Below are 15,066 nucleotides of genomic sequence, written 5' to 3' on the forward strand. Positions count from 1 at the left end.
GGTCGCCGCCGGCGGACGTCGTGCTGTCAGCTGATGTGTCATCAGGCGATGTGCCACCGCGTGGTTCGTCACCGGAGGACCGGTCATCGGACGTTCTGCCACCGAACGATCTGTCACCAAGCAAGGCCCATATACCCCGGTTCGGACTGACGCGCCTCGGCGTCGGGAAGGCGGATGAGGTCGACGATCACCGGGCCGTCCCCATGGGGCAGCGCCGACAGCACGGCCGGGTCCCTGGTCCCGACCAGGCACACCTCGGAGTGTTCGAGCACCTCTTCGACGGAGTTCGCGAGCAGCTGCGCGAGGTGCGGCAGCCGGTTCTCGATGTACTCGCGGTTCGCGCCGAGCAGCCGGGACAGGCTCACGTTGGCGTCGTAGATCTTCAGGTCGTACCCCTTGCCGTAGAGCCGTTCCGCCAGCTCCACGAGCGGACTCTCGCGCAGGTCGTCGGTGCCGGGTTTGAAGGACAGCCCGAAGATCCCCGCCCGGCGCTTGCCGGTGCGCTCGACCAGCTCCACCGCCCGCTGCAGATGGTCGGAGTTGGAGGGCAGCACATGGGACAGGATCGGCACCGATACGTCGGCCCGCCGCGCCGCATGGACCAGGCTGCGCAGGTCCTTGGGCAGGCAGGAACCGCCGAAGGCGAAGCCGGGCCGCAGGTAGGCGGGGCTGATGTTCAGCTTGCGGTCGGCCAGGAACACGTCCATCACCTGGTGCGAGTCCACCCCGAGCGCCTGGCACACCGCGCCCAGCTCGTTCGCGAAGCCGATCTTGAGGCCGTGGAAGGCGTTGTCCGCGTACTTGATCGCCTCGGCCGTGGGGACCGGCACCCGGAACACCTCGCCGGGCAGACCCTCGTACAGCGCCGCCACCGCGTCGCCGCTCTCCGGGTCGAGCTCTCCGATGACGGTCTTGGGCGGGTCGAAGAAGTCCTTGACGCTCGTGCCCTCCCGCAGGAACTCCGGGTTGACCGCGACGCCGACGTCCACCCCGGCCGTGCCTCCGACGTACTTCTCCAGGAGGGGCACCAGCAGGTTCAGACAGGTGCCCGGGAGCATGGTGCTGCGGAACACCACGGTGTGCCGGCGTCCCTTCTCGCGGCCGCCCGTCTCGCCCTCCTCGGCCAGCGCCGCGCCGATCTGCTCGGTGACCCGTTCCAAGTAGGCGGTGCACAGACTGCCGTTGAGCTCCGACGGGGTGCCCACGCACACCAGCGAGATGTCGCTGCCCGCGATCGCCTCACGCACGTCGCCGGTGGCCCGTAACGCCCCGCCGCGCACGACGTCTGCGACGAGCTCGCCGATGCGCTCCTCGACCACCGGGGCCTTGCCGGCGTTGACCAGGTCGACCTTCACCTGGCTGACGTCCACGCCGATGACCTCGTGGCCCATGTCGGCCAGGCACGCGGCCGACACACAGCCCACGTAGCCGAGACCGAAAACGCTGACTCTCATGACCCGTTCCTCCCCCCAGGCAGGCCCTCGCGGCCTGCGGTCCCCGCGCCGGCGGGGCCGTCGGATCGCAGCCCCCCGCGCATCAGTAGGCCCCCTGCCCGTGGAGCACCGCCCGCATCGTCTTCCACAAGATCACCGTGTCCAGGGCGAGCGACCAGTCCTCCACGTACCGCAGGTCCAGCCGGACCGCCTCCTCCCATGACAGGTCGCTGCGTCCGCTGATCTGCCACAGACCGGTGAGCCCGGGCTTGACCAGCAGCCGCCGCCGGATGTCCGGCCCGTACGCGGCGGACTCCTCCGGCAGCGGAGGCCGCGGGCCGACGAGCGACATCGACCCGGTGAGCACGTTGAACAGCTGCGGCAGCTCGTCGAGCGAGTAGCGGCGCAGCACCGCCCCCACCCGGGTCACCCGCGGGTCCCGGCGGAGTTTGAACAGCGGGCCGGCACCCTCGTTGAGGCCGGCCAGCTCGGCACGCGCCCTGTCGGCCCCGACGACCATGGTGCGGAACTTCCAGATCGTGAACTCGCGGCCGTCCTTGCCGACCCTGCGCTGGCGGTAGAACGCCCCGCCCCGGCTGTCCACCATCACGAGCAGCCCGACGAGCGCCATCAGCGGCGCGAACAGCACCAGCAGGGCCGCCGCGCCCGCCCGGTCCACGACCCCCTTGACCGCCCGGCGGCCCCCCGTGAACGTCGGCATGCTGACCCGCAGCAGCGGGATCCCCAGCACCGCGTCGATGTGCAGGCGCGGTCCGGCCACCTCCATCAGGACGGGGGCCACGACCATCTCGGCGTCGCTGCCCTCGAGGTTCCAGGCCAGCCGTTGCAGCCGGTCAGGCGACCAGTGCGGGTCCGGTGTGACCGCGACGACCCGGTAGCCGTCGCGGCGGACATGGCCCGCGACGTCGGCAAGCCGGCCGACGACCGGCACCCCGTCCAGGTGACCGCCGTCGAGCCCGAGGCCGTCCGGCGTGCACACCGCGTCCACCCGCCAGCCCAGGTGCGGGAACTTACGGGTCCGGCTGATCAGGTCGCGCACGGTGGCCGGACTCCCCGCGGCCAGCACCGGTCTCAGACACCGGCCCTCCTTGCGCTCTCTGTGCAGCCACAGCCGCAGCATGTACCGCGCGGTCATGGTGACGAGCGCGATCGCGGGGATCGCCACGAAGATCCAGAGCTTGATGTTGCGCGAGGTCAGGGCGATCCCGCCGAGCGCCAGCACGACGGTCGCCGCGAACAGGGAGCGTCCGAGCCTGCGGAACTCCTCGGCGCCCTGACCGAGCACGGCCGGAGCCCACGCCCGTCCGACCGCCAACGCCCCCAGCACCAGCAGTTCGGTGCCGAACGCGAGAATCCCCCATTTCTCATGCCAGTTGGCCGCGTCCCGCACTCCGAAGAAGTTGCCGATCCCCGCCACCACGACGGCGGTGGCCACGGTGTCGGTCGTCATCACGGTACGGCGGTAGCGCTGCTCCCAGTCACTCGCGGGCCGGCTGACCGCCTCGTCCGCCAGATCTCCGCGCGCCGGCGGATACGGGCTGACCAATCCCCCTTGCCGCACAGAACCCCCCAAGGTTCCCAGTGGTTCGACGTGTTCGCCTCACACTGTTCTTCGCCGGGAGGCCCCCGCCTCCCGCGCTGTCCTCCCCTCGGGAGGCCCCCGCCTCCCGTGCCGCGCTGTTCTTCTCCGCGCGAGGCCCCCGCCTCGCCGCGCATGATGTGCCGGCTGTTTCACGGTGCTTGAACAACGCCCCCTGGCGGCAGCGGACTCGCGTGTCCGGCCAGGCTCTCGACGTGCGCGGAACCCGTAGCGACCGCGAGTGCTCCCCGCACTCGAGGCCCCGTCCGGGCTCCGGATCGATCATCCCCACGTCCGGCTCCGAGGAGGCGACTGACGGCTTCCCGTGGTGCCGGACCAATAGATCATTACTGGTCGCCTCGTGTTCGAACCCCCGAAGCACGGTCAATCTAGACCATCGGGGCCGGGTTGGAGAGGGGGCGTGTGCAATTGATGCTCATGGTTTGAGACAGGATGAACCGATCAGTGAGCGCTTGCGATCGCCCTGCGGCCACCGCCCGCCACAGCCGCCCGCCCCGTCCCGGACCCGGTGTCCACCCCCACGCCGACCGGTGCGTCGCGGCGCGCCCGCGGGTTCTGGCCATGGTCAGGTCGTACGGACGGCAGGTTGGCGCGGCCCGGCCCCGAGACGTCGGCATGTCCGCGACGACGCCGCCGCGGGCCGCTCGCGCTGATCGGCTTGATGTGAACGGTGCCGACGCCGGCCCGCCGGGCGGACGCCGCTGCGCAAGGCGGTCGCGCACGCTCGGCTCCCGCCCCGGCTGCCGGACTCCGCCTTGGCCGGGAAGCGGCGGCGCGTCGCCTTTCCCGGACGGCGGAACCCACGCGCATGCCCGTCGGTACGACGGGTACCTCCCTCCCGTACGGGAGGCGTCGCGGAAGTGGCGGAAGAGCGAGGAGTGACGCAGGTGATCCGAAAACTTCAGGCGATCGCGCTGGACTGTGCCGATCCGCTTCAGCTCGCGGAGTTCTACGCGGCTCTGCTCGGCGGCCGGGTGGTCCCCGACCCGGAGGAGGACGGCTGGGTCGAGGTGCACGGATTCGAGGGAACGCCGATCGCCTGCCAGCGGGCGGACGGCTACCGGCCGCCCGAATGGCCCGGCCAGGACCGCCCGCAGCAACTCCATCTGGACTTCGACGTGGACGACCTCGACGGCGAGGAGAAGCGGGCGCTCGCCCTCGGCGCGACCGTGCTGGAGCGGACGGATCAGCTCCGCCCAGGAGCCAACTGGCGCGTCTACGCGGACCCGGCCGGTCACCCCTTCTGCCTCTGTCTGCACTGAGGGGTCCTATATCCGGTTGCCGCAGGCCCGCCCGGCCGGATAGGAAGCTCGCATGCTGAAGGGCGGCAAGGTCGGGCTCAGGGCCCGGCACGAGGACGACATCCCGGTGCTGCGGGCCGAACTCTACGACGACGTGGTCAACTCCTCGCGGGCGGCGGCCGCGCCGTGGCGGCCGGTCACGCCCGGTCCGAACGACCCGCGGTTCGTGGTGGACGACACGGACCACACAGTCGTGCCGTTCTCGGTCGTGGAGCTGGAGGGCGGCGCCCTGGTCGGCACCGCGACGCTGTGGGGCATCGACACCCACCATCGCTCCGCGCACATCGGTCTGGGACTGCTGCCGGCCTCGCGCGGCAAGGGCTACGGCACCGACGTGGTCGCCGTGCTGTGCCACTACGGGTTCGTCGTGCGCGGCCTGCAGCGACTGCAGATCGAGACGCTGTCGGACAACGCGGCGATGCTGCGCTCCGCGGAGCGCAACGGCTTCGTCCGCGAGGGAGTGCTGCGCGCCTCGGCCTGGGTGCTCGGCGAGTTCCTCGACGAGGTCCTGCTCGGCCTCCTCGCCCGGGACTGGAAGCCGGGTTCGGATCGATAGGGCGGGGGTCGCGAAAGTGCCTGCGCTGTCAGGGGACGTGCGGTCGGGGACGTCGAGGCGGGGTGGCGAGGGGCAGAAGTACGCGCTGACCTCGGACGAGGACGAGGCCGACTTCTGGGGCTTCGCGCACGACGCCGACGGGCTGTTCACGGTTCTGCCGGACGAGGAGGGCACGCGCCGGGTACGCCTCACGGGCTGCCGCGCGCAGGGGCCACTGCTGAAGAGCGTCGGCAAGGTCGGCCGCCGGGGCGCGTCGGCGGGGAGCGCCTGGCTCGCGGTCCTCGACGCCGAGGGCGCCACCATGGGGTCCTACTTCGCCGGCGGGGTCACCGTCGTGGACGTACATCCCTCCGCCCACGGAGTCGGCCTGCTCGACATCACGGCGACACTGTGGTGCGAGGACGCCCTGCCGGGAGCGGACCGGGTGTGGGACCTGATCCGTGCGGGCGGTCTGACCCGCACCGGCATGTGGCACGACCTCGCCCTCGCGGACCGAAGTGTGTGGCTGTCGGTGGCGATGTGGTCCTCGGACTACCGCCGCGCCGGCCGGCCGGACGCGCCTGCGGGCCATGAGTACGTCTTGGACGGCCGGCATGTCGTCGACACCAACAGCTTCTACTGCGCCATCGGCGAAGCCGTCAACGGGCCCGGCGGATACTTCGGTTGGAACCTCGACGCTCTGGACGACTGCCTCCGCGGCGGCTGGGGCGCCACTGCTCCGTTCACCCTGCGCTGGGAATCCATGGCGGAGTCCCGAGCGCGGCTGGCGGAACGCCGACGCGTCGGCGACCGCGACATCGCGCTGTTCGACCTGCTCCTGAGCATCTTGGAACAGCGGGGCGTCGACGTGGTGGGCGGGTGAGGACCGAGCAGTGGACGGTGAGCGCGTGGTCGATGAGGCGGGACGGGGCGAGCTGGGGGACGTAGGGGAGGCGGGGCGGCCGGTCGTTCTGGTGACGGGGGCGGGGCGGGCGGCTGGGATCGGGGCGTCCGTGGTCGTCGACCTGGCCAGGGCCGGCTGGGACGTGGCGTTCACCTACTGGGCCCCGTACGACGCGCGGATGCGGTGGGGCGCGGAGCCGGGCGCGCCCGAGGAACTGCGGGACAGGGCGGCGGCCCTAGGGGCGAGAACACACGCCGTCGAGGCCGACCTGAGCGACCCTGCCGTACCGGCTCGGCTCTTCGACGGCGTCGAGCGCGCTCTGGGGAGCGTCACCGCGCTGGTGCTCTGCCACTGCGAGTCGGTCGACTCGGGCCTGCTGGACACCACGGTGGAGAGCTTCGACCGTCACTACGCGGTCAACGCGCGGGCGACGTGGCTGCTGATCCGGGAGTACGGCCTGCGGTTCCGCGGGCGGCGCGGCAGCGGGCGGATCGTCAGCCTGACCAGCGACCACACCGCCGGAAACCTGCCCTACGGGGCGAGCAAGGGCGCCATGGACCGGATCACGCTGGCGGCGGCCCGAGAGCTCGCCCACCTCGGGGTGACGTGCAACGCGATCGACCCCGGTCCGACCGACACCGGTTGGATGACCGAGGAGCAGAAGGCGGACCTGGTCCGTCACACGCCCCTGGGGCGCCTGGGTGTGCCCCAGGACTGCGCGAACCTGATCACCTTCCTCTGCTCCGCGGAAGGGGGATGGATCAACGGCCGGCTCCTGCACAGCGACGGCGGCCTCGGGTAGTCCTTGCCCGGTGAAGAGGGCCGTTGATCACGGTGCGGCGTCGGGGTCGGTCAGCGCCCCAGGAGGTCGACCACGCCCGTCAGGCCCTCCTCACCGCTGCCCTCGGCCAGCCGGCGGCGCATCAACTCGAAGTAGGGAGTCAGCAGTTCAGGACTGACGCCTTGCTCCTCGGCGGTGCTCAGGAAGGTCGGCGTGCCGGCCACCTGCATGCCGAGACCGGAGACGACGTCCTTGGTGTAGTCGCCGCCGCGCAGATGCTCGGCGGTCTGGTGGACCGCCGGCGCCATCGCGACGAGCCAGTCCGCGAGCAGCGGGGCGAACGAGGCCGGGTCGATGTCCTCCTTGCGGATCAGGGCGAAGGCGTGCGCGGCCCCGGCGAACATCCCGTACATGGCGCTGAGCAGGGCCACGTCGTGCAGGGCCGCGAAGCCCGCGTCCTCGCCCACGTAGACGGTGCCGACCGGGACGCGCAACGCGTCGTGGTGCCGCTCGAACAGGTCCCGCGAGCCGCTGTAGAAGACGTAGCCGCCGGCTTCCGGTACGCCGACCATCGGAGGGACGGCCATGATCCCGCCGTCCAGACAACGGGCCCCGCGCGCACGGGCCCACTCGGCGCGGGCGCGGGCGCGGGCCTGGGCGGGGGTGCTGGTGGTCAGGTTGACCAGATCCGTGCCGGTCAGGTCGACGCCGGCCAGCGCCTCCTCGACCGAGGCGTCGTCCAGCAGGCAGACGACGACCAGGGTGTTCGCCGCGACCGCCTCGGCGGCACTGTCCGCGACCCGCGCCCCCTCGGCGGCGAGCGCCGCCGCTCGGGCGGGGGTGCGGTTCCAGACGGTGAGCTGGTGGCCCGCGGCCAGCCAGGCGCGGGCGAACGCGGCGCCCATCGCGCCGAGGCCCAGCAGGGTGAGGGAGGTCTTCTCAACAGGGTTGCGTGTCATGCCGATTAGGCTGGTCGCGGGCCCGGTGGTGATCAAGTACGCACTTGGGAGTGGGTGGTTACCCCGGGGTGAGCGAGCACGTCAGAGGGGTGGGACACATGACGACGCTGAACCGGCCGGGCGCGCCGGACGGTCATGTCTGCGGGATCGACACCGCGATGGAGGTGATCGGCGGCAAGTGGAAGGTGCTGATCCTCTGGGCGCTCCATGAGCGTCCTCACCGCCGCTTCGGCGAGTTGCGCCGACTCGTACCGGGGATCACCGAGAAGGTGCTGGCCTCGCATCTGCGTGAGATGGAAGCGGACGGGGTCGTGCAGCGGATCTCCTACGACGAGGTGCCGCCCCGGGTGGAGTACGCGCTGACGGCTGACGGCACACGCCTCAACGAGGCGCTCCAGCCGCTGGCCACCTGGGGGCGTGAACGGCGAACCGCCCTGGCACCGATGGGTAGTGACGGATAGTCAAGTCCCTTCCAGCGGACGGAGGATGACTCGCCCTGCGGGTGCTATCCCCACCTTCATATGGTGGTCGGCCGGATGGGCGGCGGCGAACGCGGACGGCGATCATGTGGCATCACCTCGCGGTGACGCCCCGCCGGCCGACTCCCGGCTCGGCACGGGGCTCACCCGAACCGTCTCCTGGGGGGAAGCATGGATCGTCCGACGGAACACGTCCTCGCACGCCGTACGCTGCTGGCCGGTGCGGCGGCACTGGGCGCGGGAGCCATGTGGGGGACCGCGCACGGGGCCGCCGCCGACGGGTGGCCCCGGCCGGTGGACCAGGCGTCGGTGGACGCCCAGGCGGCGCGACTGAGCCGCGGACTGATCGCGCTGCGGCGCGACATCCACCGGCACCCCGAGGCCCCGGGACAGGAGCAGCGCACCGCCGCGCTCGTGGCCAGGCGACTGCGGGCGGCCGGACTGACCGTGACCACCGGGGTCGGCGGCCACGGTGTCGTCGGCGTCCTGCGGGGCTCGCGTCCGGGCCGGACGGTGGCGTACCGGGCCGACATGGACGCCGTCCCGCCCAAGGACATCGTCGGGGGCGGCCCGGCGCCGGCCCACCTGTGCGGGCACGACGTCCACACCACGGTGGCCGTCGGCGTCGCCCAGGTCCTCGCACGGCTGCGCAGACGGCTGGCAGGCACGGTGGTCTTCCTCTTCCAGCCCGCCGAGGAGTCGCTGTCCGGAGCTCGCGCGCTGATCGACGCGGGCGTCCTGGAACGCGCCGGAGTGCAGGAGATCCACGCGCTGCACTGCGGCCCTTTTCCCGTCGGCCGGTTCGCGGTGACCGGGGGCTTCGGGATGCCGGGCCAGGACAAGGGGGAGGTGATCCTTTCCGGACCGGACGCGTCCGACGCCGCCGCACGGCTGGCCGCTGCCGTCGGCGGGCTCGCCACGGTGGCGCTGCCGCAGACTCCCGCCGACCTGGAACGGATCATCGACGAGGCCCAGACGCCCGACGGGCCGCTGACCCGGTTCGTGGCCGCCCGTGCCGTGGCCCAGGGGCCCAAGGTGAGCGTGTCCTACCGCTGCTGGCCCGAGGAACGGTACCGGGAAGTGCGTGACGCCGTCCGGGACCTGGCCGCGTCGCACCCGGGCGCCGGGGTGAGGTTCCCCGCCGAGCCGTTCCCCGCCATGGTCTGCCCGGAACCCGAGGGCCGCATGCTCGCCGGCCATCTGCGGCACACACTCGGCCGGGACGCGGTCACCCGACTCCATGCCGCGTTCCCGCCCTTCAGCGGCGAGGACTTCGCCCTCTATCTGGCCCGCGTCCCCGGCACGTACACGTTCCTCGGCGTCCGGTCTCCCGGAACCCCCGTCACCGCCGGTTACCCGCACTACCCCGACTTCGCCCCGGACGAGCGGGCCGTCGGCCTCGGCGTACGGGCGATGGCAGGCTGGCTCGCCCGGCGCACGCTCGAAACGCAGAGCGGGCCCGGCGGGTCCTGGCGGCGGTGAGTGCAGAGTACGGCACTTCATTACTGTCAAGCGTTTGATCCCTGTCCGCGCTGTCAGCCCTGTCGACCGCAAGACGACCGGCCCGCCCCGTACCCCGAGGGGGCGCGAGACGGGCCGGTCGCCTGTACGCCGGGATGTGCGCGGTCGGCTCAGAGGGTGAGCAGGACCTTGGTGGCGCGGCGTTCGTCCATGGCCTTGTAACCCTCCGCCGCCTGCTCCAGAGGCAGGGTGAGGTCGAAGACCTTCCCGGGGTCGATCTCACGGTCCCAGATGAGCTGGATCAGCTCGGGCAGGAACCGGCGCACCGGGGCGGGCCCGCCGAGCGTGTGGATGCCGGCGAAGAACAGCTCGATCCCCGGGATGCTCACGTCGTAGTTCACGCCCACGTAGCCCAGGTGCCCGCCGCCGCGGGTGGCACCGACGGCCTGCATGAACGACTCCTGGGTGCCGACCGCCTCGATCACCGAGTGCGCGCCGAGCCCGCCCGTGAGCTCCTTGATCTTCGCGACGCCCTCGTCACCCCGCTCCTCGACCATGTCGGTCGCACCGTAATAGCGGGCCAGCTTCTGCCGCTCGGGGTGACGGGACATGGCGATGATCCGCTCCGCGCCCAGCTGCCTCGCGGCCAGGATCGCCATCAGGCCGACCGCGCCGTCGCCGACGACCGCGACGGTCTTGCCGGGCCCGGCCTCGGCGGCGACGGCGGCGAACCAGCCGGTGCCCAGGACGTCGGAGGCGGCCAGCAGCGCCGGGACCAGCTCGGGGTCGGGCTGCCCCGGCGTGGCGACGAGCGTGCCGTCGGCGTACGGGATGCGGGCCTTCTCGGCCTGGGTGCCGATCCCCGCGTGGACGAACTCGGCGTGCACGCACTTGGACTGGAACCCGGCCCGGCAGATCTCGCAGGTGTTGTCGGAGATGACGAACGACCCGACCACGAAGTCCCCGGGCTTGACGTTCCTCACCTCGGAGCCGACCTCCTCCACGACGCCGACGTACTCGTGGCCCATGAGGGTGTGGTCGGCGGGCTCGACGCCGCGGTAGGGCCACAGGTCCGAGCCGCAGATGCAGGTTGCGGTCAGCTTCACGATCGCGTCGGTGGGCTCGACGATCTTCGGATCCTCGCGCTCCTCGACCCGGACGTCTCCGGCCTTGTGCATCACTACTCCACGCATGACTGCCTCTCCTTGCTGTCTTGCTGTTTTGCTCTCTTGCTTTGTGCTGCTTGCTTCTTGTCCGGTGTCCGTCGTTCGTGCGAGGGCACCGCGAACGGCGCCCTACAGACGTGCGGTCACCGCGCGGCGGCGGGCGGCGAGGGCGATGGCCGTGGTGGGGACCAGGGTCAGCGCTGCGACGGCGGTGCCGACCGCGGCCGGCCCGGTGACCCCCAGGGCCGAGTCGAGGGTGAGGCCGGCGGCCCAGGAACCGACCGCGGTGCCCAGGTTGAACGCCGACACCGTGAGCGCCGAGCCCAGGGTGGGCGCCCGCCCCGCGTACCGGACGGCCAGGGAGATCAGCACCGGGTTGGCGCCCAGCCCGAAGAGTCCCAGCAGGGCGATCAGCGCGACCGTGGGCAGGGCCGAGCCGCCCAGCAGGCAGACCCCCAGCAGGATCACCGTGGTGGCCGCGGCGGCCGTGATGGTCGTCGCGTAGGGCCGGACGTCCCCGAGCCGGCCCCCGAGGAGGAACCCGGTCAGCGCGCCCGCGCCGAAGCCGACGAGCACCAGCGGCACCAGCCCGGCGGCGAGCCCGGTCCGGTCGGTGAGCAGCGGCGCGATGTACGTGTACGTCGACAGCACACCGCCGGTCGTGGTCGCGCAGGCCGCCAGCGCCAGCCACAGCCGGCCGGAACCCAGCGCGGACAGCTCCGACCGGACCGACACCGCGCGCTGCCCGCCCTCGTGCGGGACATGGCGCACGATCAGCGCCGTAGCGGCCGCTCCGAGGGCGGCCAGCGCCCAGAACGGTCCCCGCCAGCCCATGACCTGCCCGGCGAAGGCGCCGAGCGGCACCCCGACGACGTTGGCCAGCATGGCGCCGGAGCCCACCACGCCCACGGCGCGCGAGCTCGCGGCCGGGCCGGCGACACGCGTGGCCACCACGTTCGCCACCGCCCAGAACGCCCCCGTGGCCAGCGCCGTCAGGAACCGGGCCGCGAGCAGCGTCATGAAGCCGGTGCCCAGCGCGACGACGACGTGTCCGGCGGCGAAGACGCCCAGGGCGAGGACCAGCGTCCAGCGCGCCGGCAGGCGCAGCGTCAGCATCGCCATCAGCGGCGCGCCGACGATCATCCCGACCGCGAAGACCGTGATCATCAGGCCGGCCCGGGCCACGCTCACCTGGAGGTCGCCCGCGATCTCCGGCAGCAGGCCCGCCACCACGAACTCGGTGGTGCCCATCAGGAACGTGCCGAGAGCCAGCACGTAGACGACCACGGGAAGCCGGGTCGGGGCGAAACTGCTCCGGTCGGACGGTTCGCGCCGCCCGACGCCGGTGACGGTGTCGTCGGGCCTTTGGAGGATCGCTCCTCGCATGGTGGTGCCTCATCTCCCTCACGGTCGTGACTGCGGCTGCGCACCCCAGGTAACCGGGCGCGCCGAGGGGGAGGAAGGGTGGGTTTATGGGGGGTACAAGCTCGACCTCCCTTCCGGGCGGCTCGTGCCTACCGTTGAGGACATGGACGACCGCTCCGACAACCGCGCCGACATCCGGGACTTCCTCGCCAGCCGGCGTGCCAGGATCACGCCCGAGCAGGCAGGGCTGCCCAGCAGCGGACGGCGACGGGTCCCGGGGCTGCGCCGCGAGGAGGTCGCGGTGCTGGCGGGCGTCAGCACCGACTGGTACACGCGGCTGGAGAAGGGCCACATCAACGGTGTGTCCGAGGACGTCCTGGAGGCGGTCGCCCGCGCGCTGCAACTGGACGACGACGAACGCACCTATCTCTTCGACCTGGCCAGGGCCGCGCAGCCGCCCAGCCGCACGCCCCGGCGTCGCAAGGCCGTCGACATCCCGGCCCGTGTGCAGTGGCTGCTCGACTCCGTGACCCTGTCCGCCGCCTTCGTCACCAACGGACGCCTGGACATCATGGCCACCAACGCGCTCGCCCGCGCCCTCTTCGCGCCCGTGTTCAACAGCGTGACCGTGGACGACCGGGGCCGTCCCAACTTCGCCCGCTACTACTTCCTCGATCCCGGCTCACGCGACTTCGTCGACGACTGGGACCGCGCGGCCGCCCTCACCGCCGCCCTGCTCCGCGCCGAGGCCGGGCGCTGCCCGAACGACAAGGGGCTGCGCGAACTCGTCGGGGAGCTGTCCACACTGAGCGCCGAGTTCCGCACCCTGTGGGCCGCTCACGACGTACGGATCCACCACGGAGGCGTCAAACGATTCCGCCACCCCGACGCCGGCCCCCTGGAACTCACCTACCAGCCCCTGGACCTGCCCCTCTCCGCCCGCGAGGCGCACGCCCTGACCATCTACACCGCGGAACCGGGCAGCCCCGACGAGGAACGCCTCCGGCTCCTCGCCAGTTGGACGGCCGAACCCACGGCGCACGGGCGCGACTGACTCACGGGGGTGCGGCGACAGGACTCACTCCACCCGGTTTCCAGGAGCGGTGGACCCTCGCGCCCGTCTGGACCATGGTGGGCGGCATGAACGATCACAGTGAGGGACCGGTGGGGGCGGAGGTCGGGGAAGTCCGCCGCTTCTGGGGCGGGCTCGGTCTGCCGGGGCTGGTCGACGTCCACACGCACTTCATGCCCGAGCGGGTCATGCGCAAGGTCTGGGACTACTTCGACGCGCTCGGACCGCTGACCGGCGGACTGGACTGGCCGATCACCTACCGGCACGAGGAGGACCGACGGACCGAGCTGCTGCGGGAGTTCGGCGTGCGGGCCTTCACCGCGATGCTCTACCCGCACAAGCCCGGCATGGCCCGGTGGCTGAACTCATGGGCGGTCGACTTCGCCCGCCGCACCCCCGACTGCCTGCACACCGCCACCCTCTACCCCGAGCCGGGGGTCGAGGCGTACGTCAGGGAAGCCGTCGAGGCCGGCGCGCGCGTCTTCAAGGCGCACGTGCAGGTGGGCGCGTACGACCCGGCCGACGAACTCCTTGACTCCGCTTGGGGGTTGCTGGCCGACGCCGGGGTCCCCGTGGTGATCCACTGCGGCTCCGGGCCCGCGCCCGGCAAGCACACAGGACCCGGACCCGTCGGACAGGTGCTCGCAAGGCATCCCCGACTCGCCCTGGTCGTCGCGCACATGGGCATGCCCGAGTACGAGGACTTCTTCGGCCTCGCCGAGCGCTACCGGGAGGTGCGGCTGGACACGACGATGGCGTTCACCGACTTCGGCGAGGCGCTCATGCCGTTCCCCCGCCGGGCCCTGCCCCGGCTGGCCGCGCTCGGCGACCGCGTCCTGCTCGGCTCCGACTTCCCGAACATCCCCTACCCGTACCTGCATCAACTCCGCGCCCTGGAAAGGCTGGGCCTCTCGGAGGACTGGCTGCGAGCGGTGTGCCACGACAACGGGGCGCGGCTGTTCGGGCTGTGAGAACGCGGGCACCCCAGCTACCCCCGGTGCCGGCGTCGAGTCGGTGGTCCGCCCGGACGTACGCCTCGGGCAGCAACTCCACCGAGTTCGCCGTCTGTTGACTGTGGCACGATCCCTGCGGGGGTGTGCTCGGCCAGCGCTGTGTCAGCACAGCAGAAGACGACGCGTCCGGCACACCCCGGCGCCAGTCCACCCCGGATGAACGGACCCCTGCTTCCATGACGACCGACGTTCTCCCCACGGAGTCCGCACTGGCGCGCCGCGTCACCGACTGGCTCGAGCCGAAGAACTGGATCATCGCCGTCACGCTGCTGGTCGGCTGGCACACCGCGCGGTGGACCGGCGTGGCCTGGGGAGCCGTCGGGGCGTTCTTCGCCGCCGTCGTGCCGCTCGCGTTCATCAAATACGGCATGCGGAAGGGGTTCGTGGGGGACCGGCATGTCGGTGCCCGGCCCGCACGGCTGGTCGTGATGTCGCTCGCCCTGCTCTCCGTCGCAGCCGGCATCCTGCTGATGGTCGCCGCCGGGGCGCCCCGGACGATGACCGCCCTCATCGTGACCATGCTGGTGTCGCTGATCGTCCTCGTCGCCATCACCTTCGCCTGGAAGATCTCCGTCCACCAGGCCGTCTCCGCGGGCGCCTGCGCCATCCTCGTGCAGACCTACGGCGTGTGGACGGCCGTCGGCTTCCTGCTGGTCGTCCTCGTCGGCTGGTCCCGGGTCGAACTGGGGGACCACACGCGCAACCAGGTCGTCGCCGGCACGATCCTGGGCGCCGCCGTGGCCGCGACGATGTTTCAGCTGACCCGCTGACAAGGGAAGAGGCACTGTGCCGCGCCTCCCTGAATGATGGGATGTATAGACCGAACTGGGATGGGCGTGGTGGTGCGCTACTGGGGACGAGAGTGCTCTGATGGGCCGGCAGTGGGGGATGGTTCCGTGAAAGGGGAGTGCGCGACCGTGAATCCATCCCATCAATATGGTGCAGGATGGTTGACATCAGCGAGACGCATGGCCGA

Annotated in this window: 14 protein-coding genes; 9 read left to right on the forward strand and 5 right to left on the reverse strand. The window is 71.8% G+C overall.

Going from position 1 to position 15,066, the window contains the following annotated elements; translation table 11 throughout:
* Window positions 1–113 precede the first annotated feature (113 nt).
* Together ACIOC0_RS03960 and ACIOC0_RS03965 are read right to left on the reverse strand one after the other, a co-directional pair.
* Complete coding sequence (locus ACIOC0_RS03960) at window positions 114–1,454, reverse strand: nucleotide sugar dehydrogenase (protein WP_402152061.1); 1,341 nt, start codon at window positions 1,452–1,454, stop codon at window positions 114–116.
* Window positions 1,455–1,536: 82 nt separating this feature from the next.
* Entirely contained in the window at window positions 1,537–3,015 is a 1,479-nt protein-coding gene (locus ACIOC0_RS03965) for a sugar transferase (RefSeq protein WP_402152064.1), read from the reverse strand.
* A gap of 926 nt (window positions 3,016–3,941) precedes the next feature.
* Between ACIOC0_RS03965 and ACIOC0_RS03970 the strand changes: the two genes are divergently transcribed.
* From ACIOC0_RS03970 to ACIOC0_RS03985, 4 genes are read left to right on the forward strand one after another with little or no spacing between them, the layout of a single operon-like run.
* Window positions 3,942–4,316 carry a VOC family protein gene (locus ACIOC0_RS03970; RefSeq protein WP_402152067.1) on the forward strand — a complete coding sequence of 125 codons (375 nt, stop codon included), beginning with the start codon at window positions 3,942–3,944 and terminating at the stop codon, window positions 4,314–4,316.
* A 52-nt stretch (window positions 4,317–4,368) separates the two neighbouring features.
* Window positions 4,369–4,911 carry a GNAT family N-acetyltransferase gene (locus ACIOC0_RS03975; RefSeq protein WP_402152069.1) on the forward strand — a complete coding sequence of 181 codons (543 nt, stop codon included), beginning with the start codon at window positions 4,369–4,371 and terminating at the stop codon, window positions 4,909–4,911.
* Window positions 4,912–4,927: 16 nt separating this feature from the next.
* Window positions 4,928–5,773, forward strand: coding sequence for a barstar family protein (locus tag ACIOC0_RS03980; protein WP_402152072.1), 846 nt, complete (start codon window positions 4,928–4,930; stop codon window positions 5,771–5,773).
* Between the two features lie 52 nt (window positions 5,774–5,825).
* On the forward strand, window positions 5,826–6,596 hold the full coding sequence (locus tag ACIOC0_RS03985) for an SDR family oxidoreductase (RefSeq protein ID WP_402153197.1): 771 nt from the start codon (window positions 5,826–5,828) through the stop codon (window positions 6,594–6,596).
* A 50-nt stretch (window positions 6,597–6,646) separates the two neighbouring features.
* Here ACIOC0_RS03985 and ACIOC0_RS03990 read toward each other — a convergent pair whose 3' ends face one another.
* Complete coding sequence (locus ACIOC0_RS03990; protein WP_402152075.1) at window positions 6,647–7,534, reverse strand: NAD(P)-binding domain-containing protein; 888 nt, start codon at window positions 7,532–7,534, stop codon at window positions 6,647–6,649.
* Between the two features lie 98 nt (window positions 7,535–7,632).
* Here ACIOC0_RS03990 and ACIOC0_RS03995 point away from each other — a divergent pair, with 98 nt between their 5' ends.
* Window positions 7,633–7,995, forward strand: coding sequence for a winged helix-turn-helix transcriptional regulator (locus ACIOC0_RS03995; protein ID WP_402152078.1), 363 nt, complete (start codon window positions 7,633–7,635; stop codon window positions 7,993–7,995).
* A gap of 189 nt (window positions 7,996–8,184) precedes the next feature.
* Window positions 8,185–9,495 carry a M20 family metallopeptidase gene (locus ACIOC0_RS04000; protein WP_402152081.1) on the forward strand — a complete coding sequence of 437 codons (1,311 nt, stop codon included), beginning with the start codon at window positions 8,185–8,187 and terminating at the stop codon, window positions 9,493–9,495.
* A 149-nt stretch (window positions 9,496–9,644) separates the two neighbouring features.
* On the opposite strand, the gene ACIOC0_RS04005 is transcribed toward ACIOC0_RS04000, so the two are convergent.
* Together ACIOC0_RS04005 and ACIOC0_RS04010 are read right to left on the reverse strand one after the other, a co-directional pair.
* Window positions 9,645–10,667 carry a zinc-dependent alcohol dehydrogenase family protein gene (locus tag ACIOC0_RS04005; protein ID WP_402152084.1) on the reverse strand — a complete coding sequence of 341 codons (1,023 nt, stop codon included), beginning with the start codon at window positions 10,665–10,667 and terminating at the stop codon, window positions 9,645–9,647.
* A 102-nt stretch (window positions 10,668–10,769) separates the two neighbouring features.
* Window positions 10,770–12,026: an MFS transporter gene (locus ACIOC0_RS04010; protein WP_402152087.1), complete on the reverse strand. Its 1,257-nt coding sequence runs from the start codon at window positions 12,024–12,026 to the stop codon at window positions 10,770–10,772.
* A gap of 142 nt (window positions 12,027–12,168) precedes the next feature.
* On the opposite strand from ACIOC0_RS04010, the gene ACIOC0_RS04015 reads away from it, so the two are divergent.
* From ACIOC0_RS04015 to ACIOC0_RS04025, 3 genes are all read left to right on the forward strand, one after another.
* The gene (locus ACIOC0_RS04015) at window positions 12,169–13,059 is read left to right on the forward strand and encodes a helix-turn-helix domain-containing protein (protein WP_402152090.1); all 891 of its coding nucleotides are present in this window, start codon (window positions 12,169–12,171) and stop codon (window positions 13,057–13,059) included.
* An 86-nt stretch (window positions 13,060–13,145) separates the two neighbouring features.
* Entirely contained in the window at window positions 13,146–14,048 is a 903-nt protein-coding gene (locus tag ACIOC0_RS04020; protein ID WP_402152093.1) for an amidohydrolase family protein, read from the forward strand.
* A gap of 218 nt (window positions 14,049–14,266) precedes the next feature.
* Window positions 14,267–14,860: a hypothetical protein gene (locus tag ACIOC0_RS04025; RefSeq protein ID WP_402152096.1), complete on the forward strand. Its 594-nt coding sequence runs from the start codon at window positions 14,267–14,269 to the stop codon at window positions 14,858–14,860.
* Window positions 14,861–15,066: the final 206 nt, after the last annotated feature.

It is taken from the genome of Streptomyces sp. NPDC088254 (genome assembly GCF_044740925.1).
Lineage (GTDB): Bacteria > Actinomycetota > Actinomycetes > Streptomycetales > Streptomycetaceae > Streptomyces.

Excerpts from the sequence above, each read along its gene's own strand:
- ACIOC0_RS03960 (WP_402152061.1), bottom strand. The coding sequence starts at position 1,454 with ATGAGAGTCAGCGTTTTCGGTCTCGGCTACGTGGGCTGTGTGTCGGCC.
- ACIOC0_RS03975 (WP_402152069.1), top strand. The coding sequence starts at position 4,369 with ATGCTGAAGGGCGGCAAGGTCGGGCTCAGGGCCCGGCACGAGGACGAC.
- ACIOC0_RS03990 (WP_402152075.1), bottom strand. The coding sequence starts at position 7,534 with ATGACACGCAACCCTGTTGAGAAGACCTCCCTCACCCTGCTGGGCCTC.
- ACIOC0_RS03995 (WP_402152078.1), top strand. The coding sequence starts at position 7,633 with ATGACGACGCTGAACCGGCCGGGCGCGCCGGACGGTCATGTCTGCGGG.
- ACIOC0_RS04000 (WP_402152081.1), top strand. The coding sequence starts at position 8,185 with ATGGATCGTCCGACGGAACACGTCCTCGCACGCCGTACGCTGCTGGCC.
- ACIOC0_RS04005 (WP_402152084.1), bottom strand. The coding sequence starts at position 10,667 with ATGCGTGGAGTAGTGATGCACAAGGCCGGAGACGTCCGGGTCGAGGAG.
- ACIOC0_RS04010 (WP_402152087.1), bottom strand. The coding sequence starts at position 12,026 with ATGCGAGGAGCGATCCTCCAAAGGCCCGACGACACCGTCACCGGCGTC.
- ACIOC0_RS04015 (WP_402152090.1), top strand. The coding sequence starts at position 12,169 with ATGGACGACCGCTCCGACAACCGCGCCGACATCCGGGACTTCCTCGCC.
- ACIOC0_RS04020 (WP_402152093.1), top strand. The coding sequence starts at position 13,146 with ATGAACGATCACAGTGAGGGACCGGTGGGGGCGGAGGTCGGGGAAGTC.
- ACIOC0_RS04025 (WP_402152096.1), top strand. The coding sequence starts at position 14,267 with ATGACGACCGACGTTCTCCCCACGGAGTCCGCACTGGCGCGCCGCGTC.